The following is a 13214-nucleotide window of genomic DNA, read 5'->3' as shown; positions in this document are numbered from 1 at the left end:
CATGAAGGAGGAATTATCGTGGCAAAAATCACATTTAAAGATAATCCAATGACCGTTTTAGGAAACGAAGTAGAAGTAGGTCAAAAAGCTCCGGACTTCACAGTCTTAGCGAACGACTTATCAGAAGTGACCTTAGCTGATACAGAGAACCGTGTCCGCCTTATTAGTGTCATTCCTTCTATTGATACGGGTGTTTGCGATGCCCAAACTAGAAAATTTAATGAGGAAGCAGGCAGCATCGAAAACGTAGAAGTTTTAACGATAAGTGCAGACCTTCCTTTTGCGCAGAGACGCTGGTGTGCATCATCTGGTCTTGAGCATGTTCAAACATTATCTGATCACAAAGATCTTTCTTTTGGTAAGGCGTATGGAGTTGCATTAGAAGAGCTTCGTTTGTTAGCAAGGGCTGTATTTGTTATTGACTCTAAAGGCACTGTTGTTCATGCAGAATATGTCTCAGAGGCTACAAACCATCCTGATTATGAGCAAGCGATCACTGCAGCAAAAAACGCTAAGTAATCAAATTGGAAAATCCCGCTGGACTTCAGCGGGATTTTATTGTGTGTACATATAATCTCCTGTACAATTACGAACAGTGTAAGAAGATAGATAGAAGGAGCTGTATGAAGTGAGTATAACAACATTTAATGAATTGTATCGTTGTATAGATGAAGGCGCCATGTATTTGGAGAAACAAAAAGGGTTAACCTATTTAGAGGCTATTGCTGTTGTAGGAGAAGTTATTTTTCAAGAAACAGATCAATCAACCAACGCTGATGAAACAACTCAACATCTAAATGAATTGATGAAGGAAATTAATGTTGATTCATTAGAGCGAGAAACGGTTCGAAAAGCATTTCAAATGAGTGTACTAAAAGGAATGAAAGGGGCAGTCCAGTCTAACCATTCTATGACTCCAGATGCAGTCAGCTTGTTTGCATCTTATTTAATAAATAAAATAACTTCAGATAAGAAATCACCTATACGCGTATTGGATCTTGCAGTAGGTACAGGTAATCTTTTAACGACAGTTATGAACCACTCTCCTTTAAAAGTTGAAGCTAGTGGGTTTGAAGTGGATGAAACCCTTCTACAAATTGCGTTTGCTAATGCGAATCTGCAAAAACATACAATTGAATTGTTCCACCAGGATAGTTTGCAAATTTCTTTGAAGCCAAGCGATATTGTAGTAACTGACTTGCCAATTGGCTATTATCCAAAGGATGACGTGGCAGCAAACTATTCATTATATTCGGGTGAGGGACATGCTTATATTCATCACTTGATGATTGAACAAGGCATTCAGTCCACTGATTCAGGAGGCTACACTTTATTTCTAGTGCCAAACTTTTTATTTGAAAGTGATCAAGCGGCCGAGTTGCATACGTACTTAAAAGAAAAGACTACCATCTTAGCTTTGCTTCAATTACCTAAAACGATGTTTAAGGAACAGCAGCATGGTAAAAGCTTCTTACTTCTTCAGAAAAAAGGAGCCAAAACAAAGGTTCCTAGACACGCGTTGCTTGCTGATCTACCTTCATTTGACAAAAAAGAAGCATTAGCAGATATGATGAAACAAATTAATAAGTGGTTTGCTGAAGAATTAAACCTGTAATACAACACAAAAAGCTTTTCATAAAAGAAAAAGTAGGGAAGCGCTTTATATGCTTTTAGTAGGGCACTTTTATCAAATAGTAGAACAGATTTCATTTTAGGTGTATGTATTCAGAATTCACTGACTTCATTCCGAAATCGTCTGTAACACTTGAATTACAAGGGCTTCGGTGCTTAAATAATAGAAGAAGGACACCCATATTATAGAGAATTAGGTGTCAAAAAAAGGAGTGGACTTTTTTTATGTCTAAAATTATTGCGATTAATGCTGGAAGTTCATCGTTAAAGTTTCAGCTGTTAACGATGCCGGAAGAAGAAATTGTAACAAAAGGACTTGTTGAACGAATTGGTTTGGAAGATGCAATTTTTCAAATCTCTGTAGATGGAACAAAAAACGAGACCATTACAGACATCCCAAACCACGAAGTAGCAGTTAAGCTTCTATTAGATAAATTAACTGGACTTGGTATTATTGATTCACTAGATGACATTGACGCAATTGGACACCGTGTTGTACATGGTGGCGAGTTGTTTAATGATTCTGTTCTTATTACAGATGAAGTGTTAGCAGGTGTTGAATCTGTCTCTGAGCTTGCACCTCTTCATAACCCAGCAAATATCGTAGGGATTAAAGCATTTAAAGAAATCTTACCAAATGTACCTGCTGTAGCAGTATTTGATACGGCATTCCACCAAACAATGCCTGAAGAATCATTCCTTTATAGCCTACCTTACGACTATTATAAAGACTTTGGCATTCGTAAATATGGTTTCCATGGTACATCACACAAATATGTTTCTGAACGTGCGGCAGAGCTTCTAGATCGTCCAGTTGAGCAACTACGTATTCTTTCTTGTCACCTTGGTAATGGCGCAAGTATTGCGGCAATTGAAGGCGGCAAATCGATTGATACATCAATGGGCTTTACTCCACTAGCGGGTGTAACAATGGGAACTCGTTCAGGAAACCTTGACCCTGCACTTATCCCTTTCATTATGGAAAAAACAGGACAAACAGCTGTAGAAGTACTTGATACACTAAACAAGCGAAGCGGACTATTAGGCTTAACTGGTTTCTCAAGTGATCTACGTGATATTGAAGAGAAGGCTGCAGCGGGTGACGAGCGTGCTGAAATGGCTCTTAATGTATTCACATCTCGTATCCACAAATATATTGGTTCGTATGCAGCTCGTATGAGTGGAGTAGATGCGATTGTATTCACGGCTGGAATCGGAGAGAATAGTGACGTCATTCGTGAGCGTGTTCTACGCGGCTTAGAATTCATGGGTGTTTACTTTGATCCTTCCCTTAACCAAGTTCGCGGAAAAGAAGCATTTATTAACTTCCCGCATTCACCAGTTAAAGTCATTATCATTCCTACAAATGAGGAAGTAATGATTGCTCGTGATACGGTTCGTCTTTCAGAAGTATAATGTGTTAATCAACCTATTTCCTTGCAGATCCTCTGCTTGGGAATAGGTTGTTTTTTTCTATTAACATAAATCTATGTCTTCATTATTCATAGAAATAGAAAGTAAAAGATTTTACAAAGAAATATTCACTTTTCTCTTGCCAAAACCGCATTTCATTGTTAAAGTTATGTATATTAATAAGAAGAGATGAATGTTTTATGCAATTGCTTCTCTCAGTCAACTTTGTTTGGCTCATTTTTTTGAATGATTATGTATAAAAATAATAAAAAGAGTATGAATATTCATTGGAGGGACTAGTTATGAGTAAAGAGAAAGTGGTTTTGGCTTATTCTGGAGGATTAGATACATCTGTTGCAGTGAAGTGGCTAACGGATAAGGGGTACGATGTTATTGCTGTAGGCCTAGATGTAGGAGAAGGCAAGGATCTTGAGTTTGTGAAACAAAAAGCCTTAACAGTAGGAGCTATCCAATCTTATACAATCGATGCTAAAAAGGAATTTGCTGAGGATTTTGTGTTGCCTGCACTGCAATCACATGCAATGTATGAGCAAAAGTATCCACTTGTTTCTGCTCTATCTCGTCCGCTTATCTCTAAGAAGCTAGTTGAGGTTGCTGAACAGACAGGAGCATCAGCTGTTGCTCATGGTTGTACAGGTAAAGGAAATGATCAAGTTCGTTTTGAAGTATCTATTCAAGCATTAAATCCTGACTTAAAGGTTATCGCGCCAGTTCGTGATTGGGCTTGGTCTCGTGATGAAGAGATTGAATATGCAAAAAAACATAACATTCCAATTCCGATTGACCTTGATAATCCATATTCTGTTGACCAAAACCTTTGGGGACGTAGTAATGAGTGTGGAATACTAGAGGATCCTTGGGCAACGCCACCTGAAGGAGCTTATGAATTAACAGCACCTCTTGATAAAACTCCGGATGTTGCGGATATTATTGAAATTGGTTTTGAAAAAGGAGTTCCTGTATCGATTGATGGTGTGGCGTATCCTTTAGCTGAGCTAATCCTGACATTAAATGATGTTGCTGGTAAACACGGGGTTGGTCGTATTGACCACGTAGAAAACCGTTTAGTAGGTATTAAATCACGTGAAGTATATGAGTGCCCTGGTGCGATTACTCTTCTAAATGCTCACAAGGAGCTTGAAGATCTTACGCTTCCTAAAGAGATGGCTCACTTTAAGCCTGTTGTTGAGAAGAAACTAACTGAACTTATTTATGAAGGACTTTGGTTCTCTCCATTACAACCAGCTCTTCAGGCATTCTTAAAAGAAACACAAAAGTCTGTAACTGGAGTAGTTCGTGTGAAGTTGTTTAAAGGACACGCGATTGTAGAAGGACGTAAATCAGAGAATTCTCTTTATAACGAGAAGCTTGCTACCTATACACCAGATGATGAGTTTGATCACAATGCTGCTGTTGGATTCATTTCACTTTGGGGTCTTCCAACCAAAGTTCACAGCATGATTAACAAAGAAAAGAAAAAAGAGGTTACACTGTGACAAAGCTTTGGGGCGGCAGATTTACGAAAACTGCCGAAGAATGGGTGGATGCATTTGGTGCATCCATCGGTTTTGACCAGGCTCTTGTTATGGAAGATATACAGGGAAGCTTGGCCCATGTAACGATGCTTGGAAAATGTGGCATTTTATCTACGGATGAAACGAATCAAATTAAGGTAGGTCTTGAAACATTACGTGAAAAGGCTAAAGCCGGTGAACTTGAGTTTTCTGTACAAAACGAAGACATTCATTTAAACCTAGAAAAGTTCTTAATTGATGAAATTGGTCCAGTGGGTGGAAAGCTGCATACAGGAAGAAGTAGAAATGACCAAGTGGCAACAGACATGCACTTGTATCTACGTAACGAAACAAAAGAAATTATGGCTGCTGTTCGAAATGTACAACAGGCCTTACTGAATCAAGCGTCGGCTCACGTCGAAACGCTTATTCCCGGCTATACACATTTACAACGAGCGCAACCTGTTTCATTTGCCCACCATTTGATGGCTTATTTTTGGATGCTAGAACGAGATTATAGCCGTTATGAAGATAGCTTGAAGCGGGTAAATGTTTCACCACTTGGGGCTGGTGCATTAGCTGGGACAACCTTTCCTATTGATCGTGCATATTCAGCTGAGCTATTAGGGTTTGATGGTATTTATGAGAACAGTTTAGATGCCGTAAGTGACCGTGACTTCATCGTTGAATTTTTGAGCGCCGCTTCTCTGACGATGATGCATCTATCACGCTTATGTGAAGAGCTCATTCTTTGGTCGTCTCAAGAATTTCAATTTATCGAAATGGATGACGCGTTTGCGACAGGTTCAAGTATTATGCCACAGAAGAAAAACCCTGATATGGCTGAACTGATCCGTGGGAAAACAGGTCGAGTTTATGGCGGATTGTTCTCACTTCTAACAACGCTTAAGGGTCTTCCTTTAGCTTATAACAAAGACATGCAGGAAGATAAAGAAGGCATGTTTGATGCTGTTCATACCGTGAAAGGATCGTTGAAGATCTTTGCTGGTATGATTGATACTATGGATGTTCGTACTGAAGTTATGGAAAAGGCCGTTCATAATGACTTTTCCAATGCTACTGAATTAGCGGATTACCTAGCTTCAAAAGGCTTACCGTTCCGTGAAGCGCATGAGGTTGTAGGCAAGCTTGTTTTGACCGCCATTAATAAAGGTGTCTTCTTGCTTGGATTATCTTATGAGGACTACAAGCAAGCCCATGAGCTGTTTGACAAGGATATTTATGATGTATTAGAACCAAAAACGGTCGTAGCTAGACGAAACAGTGCAGGTGGTACTGGATTTGATCAGGTTCGTCTTGCATTAAAAAAAGCTGAAGACATTCTAAATGTCACAGCAGGCACATAATTAACAGAGCCCTTTGCCATACTAGTGGTGAACAACTACTAGCAGGCAGGGGGCTTTTTATTTTGGATAAAGAAAAAAATGAATTATCAGATGCAGTACAGCCAGAAGACGGCGAACAAGAGGTATATCAACAAATACTCGACTCTTATAACATGGGTACCATTGATCAAAGTAAACCTTCAACGAAGAAAACTGAAAGAGAGAGATTCTAAATCGAGGTGAGTGCAGTGGATTTGATCACACGAAAAATACCTTTTTTACTGATCGCTCTGTTGCTTTTCGCTGCCCCTACGACCACATACGCAGGTGGCTTTGAGCTAATGCAGACTTTTTCCCTACGGATTACCATTGTAGAGAATGGAACCGAGCACGAGTGGGAATACGATAGTCCGAATCACTATGAATATGAAGAGGGGTCAACCGTTATCAAGGGAGCGGCAGCCAAGAAGCAGGTCGATCAAATACTGAACACTTTACAAGTAGAAAAGGATCGGACTCGCAAACAATATGAAGAAGCATTAAAAGAAGAATATGCAAAACTTGAATCATTTGATATCCGTTTTATCGATGAGGATGACCACCTCTACACATGGGGTTGGCAAAATAAAAATGAGTAAACAAACCGATGAATTTGTTCATCGGTTTTGTTGTGGATGTGGATAAGAGAAGATCTAAGAGGGAAGAGCGGGTCTAACATGGGGAAAGGAGGATGTAAAGAGGGAAGAGCGGGTCTAACATGGGAAAAGGAGGATCTAACAAGGGAAGAGCGGGCCTAACATGGGAAAAGGAGGATCTAACGAGGGAAGAGAGCGTCTAACATGGGAAAAAGAAGATCTAATAAGGGAAGAGCGGGTCTAACATGGGAAAAGGTGGATCTAACGAGGGAAGAGCGGTTCTAACATGGGAAAAGGAGGATCTAACGAGGGAAGAGCGGGCCTAACATGGGAAAAGGAGGATCTAACGAGGGAAGAGCGAGCCTAACATGGGGAAAAGAAAGTTACAATATAAAAGCAGCCATCCCCATAGAGGATGGCTGCCATCGTAGCATTATTTGATAATCTGTAATTCTTTTGGGTAACTAGTTAAAAGCTCGTGTCCGTCTTCGGTGATGAGTATGTCATCTTCAATACGAACGCCGCCTTTATTCGGTAGGTAGATGCCTGGTTCGATTGTAAAGGTCATTCCTGCTTGGAGCTTGTCTTGATTGGTTTCGTTTATAGATGGTAATTCATGTACATCCGTTCCGAGTCCGTGCCCGAGGCGGTGGGGGAACCATTCTCCGTATCCGGCTTCTGTAATGATGGATCGGGCTTTGCGATCTAGGGCACCAAGCTCTGTTCCTGGTTTGCATAAGGATATAGCGCCAAGTTGTGCTTCAAGGACGGTGTCATAGACCTTACGTAGGGAGTCAGATAGATCTCCATAGGCTACGGTACGAGTAATGTCTGAGCAGTATCCGTCCAATACAACACCAAGGTCAAATAAGACAAGGTCACCATGTTCGATTGCTTTGTTACCTGGTTTACCGTGTGGATCAGCTGAGTTAGCGCCACTGATTACTGTCGTTTGGAAAGCCATTTCGGTTATGCCTTTAAGAGTGAGCTCATATTCAATCTTCGCAAGGATATCGATTTCTTTTCGACCTTCTGCTATTGCTTCTACTCCAATTTGTACACCTAAGTCAGCGAGTTGAGCTGCCTTGCGTAAAACGGTGATCTCTTCTTCGGATTTAATTGTTCGTAATTTCATTAAGGCAGGTTCTGCATCTACGAGCGTTTTTTGACCAAACAGGTATTGTAAATGTTCAGCACGCTCAAGTGGGAGTAGACGCTTCTCTACCCATAGGGAGTCACCTTGGAAGGTATATCTTGATAAAGTGTCCTGAAGCACAGTCCAAGGGTTATCTGTGTCGCTGTATGTAAGAATAGTATGTGTCCAGCCAGCTTTTTGAACAAGGGATTTTTCCATACCTGGAACAATAAGAAAGGGCTCTTCATCTGGTAATACGATGAGCGCAACGATACGTTCGTGAGGGTCCGTTCTAAAGCCGGTTAAATAAAATACGTTTTCTTTGCCTTGAATAAACGCTGCGGCTATATGTTGCTCTTTTAAAGACTGCTGAAATCTTGTTAAACGTGCTGATGTCATGTTAGCCTCCTGAAATCGTTTGGTCTATTTTATCATAGTGTTTTGAATTCTGTAAAAAGCGAGCGTTTTAACTGTGTGAAAATCGGTTACACAGACTAGTATATAGATAATGCTTAGAGGAGCTGAAGTAAAATGGACGTTAGCTATCATGGACATTCGGTTGTAAAGATTGAGACTAAAGGAAAAACGATTCTGATTGATCCTTTTATTACGGGTAATGAAAGCTCGGATTTAAAAGCAGAAGATCAAAAAGTGGACGTTATTCTACTGACTCATGGTCATGGTGATCATGTCGGAGATACGGTAGAGCTTGCAAAGAAAAATGATGCACTTGTCATTGCAACATTTGAACTGGCAAACTATCTTGGTTGGCAGGGTGTGAAGACTCAACCAATGCATATTGGTGGTGCTCGTGAATTTGATTTTGGTAAAGTGAAGCTTACGCAAGCTTTTCACGGGTCATCCGTCATTGATGAAGAGTCTAAACAAATTATTTACACAGGTATGCCTGCAGGGATTTTATTCACAGCAGAAGGAAAAACGATCTATCATGCTGGGGATACTGCATTATTTGGCGATATGAAAATTATTGGAGAACGCAATCAGATCGATTTAGCCTTCCTCCCTATTGGCGACACACTTACGATGGGACCAGAGGATGCGGCTGCGGCAGCAGAATGGGTACAGGCGAAGAAGGTTGTTCCGATTCACTACAACACCTTCCCTGATATTGATCAAAGTCCTGATGATTTTATTGCAAGACTCCCAGAGGGCATAGGAGAAGTGATGAATGCAGGAGATGTCATTACATTATAACGAGTAAAAAGATCAGCGATCTAGCTGGTCTTTTTTTGTACAAGCCCGCATACCTTATACAATAGGGAGTGATGACAATGAAGCAACGGTTTTTGATTTGTCTATTGTTGGCGGGGGTTTTATTTTCGTATGGAGTTCAATATTTACCGCTTGGCGAGGGTGGGATCACGGGTTGGTTTGCCTTTTGTTGGGTAGCGTTTGCTGCATTGGTATTGGTAAGTAATCTTCTGGCCTGGGTAAGGTCTCATCCAAAGCGTCAGGTGGTTAGACAAGAGGGTAGACGACCTGTCATGTTGCCAAAGAAAACAGCAGAATACGAATGAGCTTGAAGCCACATTCTTTCAGTCGTATAATAAAGAAAGTACAAACGGTTGATTATTAGTTGGAAGAATGAGGGCGTGAGAGCAGTATGGCTACGAAGCATGAGCAGATACTTGAATATATAACGCACTTGCATGTCGGAGAGAAGATTTCTGTACGTAGAATTGCTAAAGCCCTGGCTTTAAGTGAGGGTACAGCTTATCGTGCAATTAAAGAAGCCGAAAATCAAGGGCTTGTAAGTACAATTGAACGAGTTGGAACCATTCGAATTGAAAAAAAGAAAAAAGAAAACATTGAGAAGCTAACCTATGCGGAAATTGTAAATATTGTTGAGGGACAGGTTCTTGGAGGAAGACAAGGACTGCACAAGACGTTGAATCGTTTTGTGATCGGCGCCATGACGAAAGATGCGATGATGAGATATGTCACAGCTGGGAATCTGCTCATTGTAGGTAATCGCTATGATTCCCATAAGCTCGCATTAGAAGCAGGGTCTGCTGTGTTGATTACAGGTGGTTTTGATACCGATCCAAACACAGTAAAGCTAGCAGATGAGCTTGATCTTCCCATTATTTCAACAAGCTATGATACATTTACAGTGGCTGCTATGATTAATCGCGCCATTTATGATCAGCTAATCAAAAAGGAAATTGTTCTTGTAGATGATATTTTGATTCCACTTGAAGAGACTTTTTTGTTATATACACATGACGAAGTGCAGCGTTGGCATAAGCTGAATGAACAAACAGGACATAGTCGATATCCAATTGTGGACAAGATGGGCAAAATACAAGGTATGATTGCGGCTAAAGATGTTGTGGATGTTTCCAAACAAATCACTATAGATAAAGTCATGACATCTGACCCTATTACGGTTAGTGAGCGGACGTCTGTTGCCTCTGCTGCCCATGTTATGGTGTGGGAAGGCATTGAGTTATTACCAGTCGTGGATAGCCACAATCATCTAACAGGTGTTGTAAGTCGTCAAGACGTCTTAAAAGCGTTACAAATGATTCAGCGTCAGCCTCAGGTTGGTGAAACAATCGAGGATATTGTTGTGAGCAGGATGGAGCAAGTGACTGGTGCAGAAGGACAGTATCATTGTCACATTACACCTCAAATGAGTAACCATGTTGGGACTGTTTCGTACGGGGTGATAACAACCTTAGTTACAGAAGCAGGGAGTCGGATTTTACGGACAAGGTCAAAGGGAGATTTGGTTGTTGAGAATATGACCATGTATTTTCTAAAACCCGTTCAAATTGATAGTACGATTACTGTCATTCCTAAAGTTTTAGAAGTTGGAAGAAAACATGCTAAGATTGACGTAGAATTGTATCATGAAGAACGAATTGTCGGTAAAGCCCTCTTAATGGCTCAACTTATTGATTAAATAGGCAGGTACAAAAAGTTAAGACCCATAAGCCAAACGCGGCTTATGGGTCCATCCTGTTTTTATGAATTGCTTGGTTCAGCCTGAGCGATGTAATGCTTGTACGCTTTAAAGCCATAAATGGTGTTAGCTAAAGCAAACACCATTAAGACGATGCCTACAGCCATATCAATTCCGGATCGAGGATTGATGAGCAAGTTTAAACTAAACACACCCAGGAATAAACCAAGAAACAAGCGTGAGCGGGTCTCAAATATTTTCTTAAGCAGTGAATCTGGCTTTCTCCAAGCCTGAACTCGGTTATAAAAGAAAAAGACACCCATTAAAACAATGAGGATGATTAGCAATTTATCCATGAGTAGACCTCCTTGAGATACATTTACCTTATTTGCATTGTAGCGCGCATTTTGAAAAATAGCTAGATCGATTGTAAACACATACATAAAAGGAGTTCATTATGAAGCAGGCTATTTTAGACATGATTTCTCAACATAAAACCATTATTATTCACAGGCATGTTCGTCCAGATCCTGATGCTTTAGGGTCACAGCTTGGTTTGGCCACTATTTTAAAAGAAGCATATCCCGAAAAAGCAATTTATTCGGTCGGAGAGACAGAATCATCATTAGTATTTTTGGGAGAGATGGATAGCATTCCAGATGAAGCTTACTCAGAAGCATTAGTGATTGTTTGTGATAGCGCTAATCAGGATCGGATCAGTGATCATCGATTTAATCTTGGTTCAAAGGTAATCAAGCTAGACCATCATCCGAATGAAGAGCCTTATGGTGATGTCATGTGGGTAGACATCACAGCAAGCTCAACAAGCGAAATGATTGTGGAGCTTGTTGAGAACAGTGAACACTTAACATTATCTAAACAGTCAGCTTTACTTTTATATGCGGGCATTGTTGGAGACACTGGTAGGTTCAGATACCCTAACACTAAACCAGAAACGCTTCGTAGAACTGCACTATTACTTGAGCAAGAAATTGAAGTGAATGATTTTTATGCCGAGCTATATAAACGTGATCTAAAGATGACCCGATTGGAAGGCTATGTTCTTCAACATTTTGAAATACATGATCAAAAGGTTGGCGTGATGAAATTAAAGAAGGAGGTCCTTGAGTCATTTGGGGTCACTTCGAATGAATCCTCACAGCTCGTTAATGTATTCTCTTCAGTTGAAGGGTTAAAGACATGGGTGTTTTTTGTGGAAGAAGAAGATCGTATTCGGGTTAGATTGCGTTCACGTGGTCCAATTATTAATGGAATTGCTGCTGAGCATGAAGGTGGGGGACATACAATGGCTTCCGGTGCAACGGCGGCTTATTCATGGGAAGAGACAGAGGAGATTGTCTCTAAGCTTATCCGTATTAGCTAATAAAGACCAAATGAAAAGAGGCCTTCTTACTGAAGCCCTCTCTTTACTCTCTTATTCACTTTTCTCTGTCTGGGATTGCGGGATAAACCATGCACCTAAATCAGTGTCATCTTCTTCAAAAAGAACGCCTTCTTCTTTAGCATACTTACGCAAAAGATCGGCAACTTCTTTGGTCTCGGTGAAGGCACTTTGACCTGCTTTGAGCTTTGCAAGCTTTTTTCGTGCCATATCCTTACGATTGATGACCATATCTTTACCAGTCACGTCCATATTGGATGGCCTCCTTACCTTTCGTCTATTCTCTAGTATAAAGGAAAAGTTGGCTAAATCCAGTCCTTTGATGAAATTTCAGATAATTCATGTGTCCTCTAGACGAATTTCGGCGTAAATATGGAGTGTTGTGAACAGGTACACTTCATTGATTTGCACGTGATATCGTTTATCTTCAACGGAGAATCGTTTATTTTCAATTGTGCGGATCATCAGTTCTTTTGTATGGTGGACAGATTCAATATCCTTACGCTCTAAATAAGCTAATTCGGATAAGACTTTTTGACGAATCTCGTAGACGGTAAGCTGATCAAGATCTAAATCTGAATCGTCAGTAAAGTGAATCTCAATTTGTTGAATGGTGAGCTTCTTTTGATTCTCTTCATTTTGATTTCTCTGTTCACTAACCAGTTGTTCAATTCGTTCCTGTAGCGTTTCTATTTTTAAATTTTGTTGCACTCTAGTAACCATCATGCCTTCATATATTTGTCCATATTGGAACAAAAAGAATACCCATCCAAGAATACTTCCGATCATAATGCCAGCAAAAAACCGCAACCAACCTGGACGGGGGACGTTTGTTGGCATTCTCATTAGGAGAGTGGTTCTCCGACAATCCATTGAATTAAGATGGTTCCAGTGTGGGCACCACATAATGCGGCAAAGACCATGAGCAATGTTCGGTAAATGTCATCATGTATGCCGCTAAATAAACCACGCTCCAACGTGGTAATCGCATCAAATGTTCCTCCTAAAGCAGCAACGATAGCCCAAATTTTCAAGCTTCCTGCTAAGTTATGGATGGCTAAAAGTGGAGGTTTTCCTAGGATGAATGCACCTATGCCTCCGATTAGTGCACCGCCAATTATTACACCAAATGCAACAAAAAAATCAATGACTAAGGTTGCAAGCATCTCTCTAGTCAACACAGCCGC

Annotated in this window: 16 protein-coding genes; 11 read left to right on the top strand and 5 right to left on the bottom strand. The window is 40.5% G+C overall.

The window, feature by feature from the left end:
• Positions 1–18 precede the first annotated feature (18 nt).
• The 7 genes from tpx (at position 19) to J2S05_RS14310 (ending at position 6564) form a co-directional block, all read left to right on the top strand.
• Positions 19–519, top strand: a complete 501-nt coding sequence (tpx, locus tag J2S05_RS14340; protein WP_306983935.1) for a thiol peroxidase — start codon at positions 19–21, stop codon at positions 517–519.
• Between the two features lie 109 nt (positions 520–628).
• Complete coding sequence (locus tag J2S05_RS14335) at positions 629–1615, top strand: class I SAM-dependent methyltransferase (protein WP_306983933.1); 987 nt, start codon at positions 629–631, stop codon at positions 1613–1615.
• Between the two features lie 242 nt (positions 1616–1857).
• A complete protein-coding gene (locus J2S05_RS14330; protein WP_306983932.1) occupies positions 1858–3048 on the top strand; it encodes an acetate kinase in 1191 nt (396 codons plus the stop codon).
• 299 nt (positions 3049–3347) lie between these two features.
• Positions 3348–4562, top strand: coding sequence for an argininosuccinate synthase (locus J2S05_RS14325; protein WP_306983930.1), 1215 nt, complete (start codon positions 3348–3350; stop codon positions 4560–4562).
• On the top strand, positions 4559–5947 hold the full coding sequence (argH, locus tag J2S05_RS14320) for an argininosuccinate lyase (RefSeq protein ID WP_306983929.1): 1389 nt from the start codon (positions 4559–4561) through the stop codon (positions 5945–5947). The genes J2S05_RS14325 and argH overlap by 4 nt, the downstream gene beginning before the upstream one ends.
• A gap of 62 nt (positions 5948–6009) precedes the next feature.
• The gene (locus tag J2S05_RS14315) at positions 6010–6159 is read left to right on the top strand and encodes a hypothetical protein (protein ID WP_306983927.1); all 150 of its coding nucleotides are present in this window, start codon (positions 6010–6012) and stop codon (positions 6157–6159) included.
• A gap of 108 nt (positions 6160–6267) precedes the next feature.
• Positions 6268–6564: a hypothetical protein gene (locus J2S05_RS14310; protein WP_306983924.1), complete on the top strand. Its 297-nt coding sequence runs from the start codon at positions 6268–6270 to the stop codon at positions 6562–6564.
• A 430-nt stretch (positions 6565–6994) separates the two neighbouring features.
• On the opposite strand, the gene J2S05_RS14305 is transcribed toward J2S05_RS14310, so the two are convergent.
• On the bottom strand, positions 6995–8095 hold the full coding sequence (locus J2S05_RS14305; RefSeq protein WP_306983922.1) for a M24 family metallopeptidase: 1101 nt from the start codon (positions 8093–8095) through the stop codon (positions 6995–6997).
• A gap of 132 nt (positions 8096–8227) precedes the next feature.
• Here J2S05_RS14305 and J2S05_RS14300 point away from each other — a divergent pair, with 132 nt between their 5' ends.
• The 3 genes from J2S05_RS14300 to J2S05_RS14290 all read left to right on the top strand — a co-directional run bounded on the left by J2S05_RS14300 (position 8228) and on the right by J2S05_RS14290 (position 10625).
• Positions 8228–8911, top strand: coding sequence for a metal-dependent hydrolase (locus J2S05_RS14300; protein ID WP_306983921.1), 684 nt, complete (start codon positions 8228–8230; stop codon positions 8909–8911).
• A gap of 77 nt (positions 8912–8988) precedes the next feature.
• The gene (locus J2S05_RS14295; RefSeq protein WP_306983919.1) at positions 8989–9234 is read left to right on the top strand and encodes a hypothetical protein; all 246 of its coding nucleotides are present in this window, start codon (positions 8989–8991) and stop codon (positions 9232–9234) included.
• A gap of 86 nt (positions 9235–9320) precedes the next feature.
• On the top strand, positions 9321–10625 hold the full coding sequence (locus J2S05_RS14290; protein ID WP_306983917.1) for a DRTGG domain-containing protein: 1305 nt from the start codon (positions 9321–9323) through the stop codon (positions 10623–10625).
• Between the two features lie 62 nt (positions 10626–10687).
• Here J2S05_RS14290 and J2S05_RS14285 read toward each other — a convergent pair whose 3' ends face one another.
• On the bottom strand, positions 10688–10981 hold the full coding sequence (locus J2S05_RS14285; protein WP_306983915.1) for a YtpI family protein: 294 nt from the start codon (positions 10979–10981) through the stop codon (positions 10688–10690).
• Between the two features lie 101 nt (positions 10982–11082).
• Here J2S05_RS14285 and J2S05_RS14280 point away from each other — a divergent pair, with 101 nt between their 5' ends.
• Entirely contained in the window at positions 11083–12009 is a 927-nt protein-coding gene (locus tag J2S05_RS14280) for a DHH family phosphoesterase (protein ID WP_306983913.1), read from the top strand.
• Positions 12010–12060: 51 nt separating this feature from the next.
• Here the strand turns inward: J2S05_RS14280 and J2S05_RS14275 are convergent, their stop codons facing one another.
• The 3 genes from J2S05_RS14275 to J2S05_RS14265 all read right to left on the bottom strand — a co-directional run bounded on the left by J2S05_RS14275 (position 12061) and on the right by J2S05_RS14265 (position 13205).
• Entirely contained in the window at positions 12061–12279 is a 219-nt protein-coding gene (locus J2S05_RS14275) for a hypothetical protein (RefSeq protein ID WP_306983912.1), read from the bottom strand.
• An 87-nt stretch (positions 12280–12366) separates the two neighbouring features.
• Positions 12367–12873 (bottom strand): sporulation membrane protein YtrI, encoded by a 507-nt coding sequence (gene ytrI / locus J2S05_RS14270; protein ID WP_306983910.1) that lies wholly within the window; start codon positions 12871–12873, stop codon positions 12367–12369.
• Positions 12873–13205, bottom strand: a complete 333-nt coding sequence (locus J2S05_RS14265) for a YtrH family sporulation protein (RefSeq protein ID WP_143846390.1) — start codon at positions 13203–13205, stop codon at positions 12873–12875. Before J2S05_RS14265 ends, ytrI begins: the two co-directional genes overlap by 1 nt.
• Between the last annotated feature and the right edge of the window lie 9 nt (positions 13206–13214).

The sequence above is a fragment of the Alkalicoccobacillus murimartini genome (genome assembly GCF_030813245.1).
Taxonomy (GTDB): Bacteria; Bacillota; Bacilli; order Bacillales; family Bacillaceae_D; genus Alkalicoccobacillus; species Alkalicoccobacillus murimartini.
This window is presented reverse-complemented; position numbering and strand designations above follow the sequence as displayed.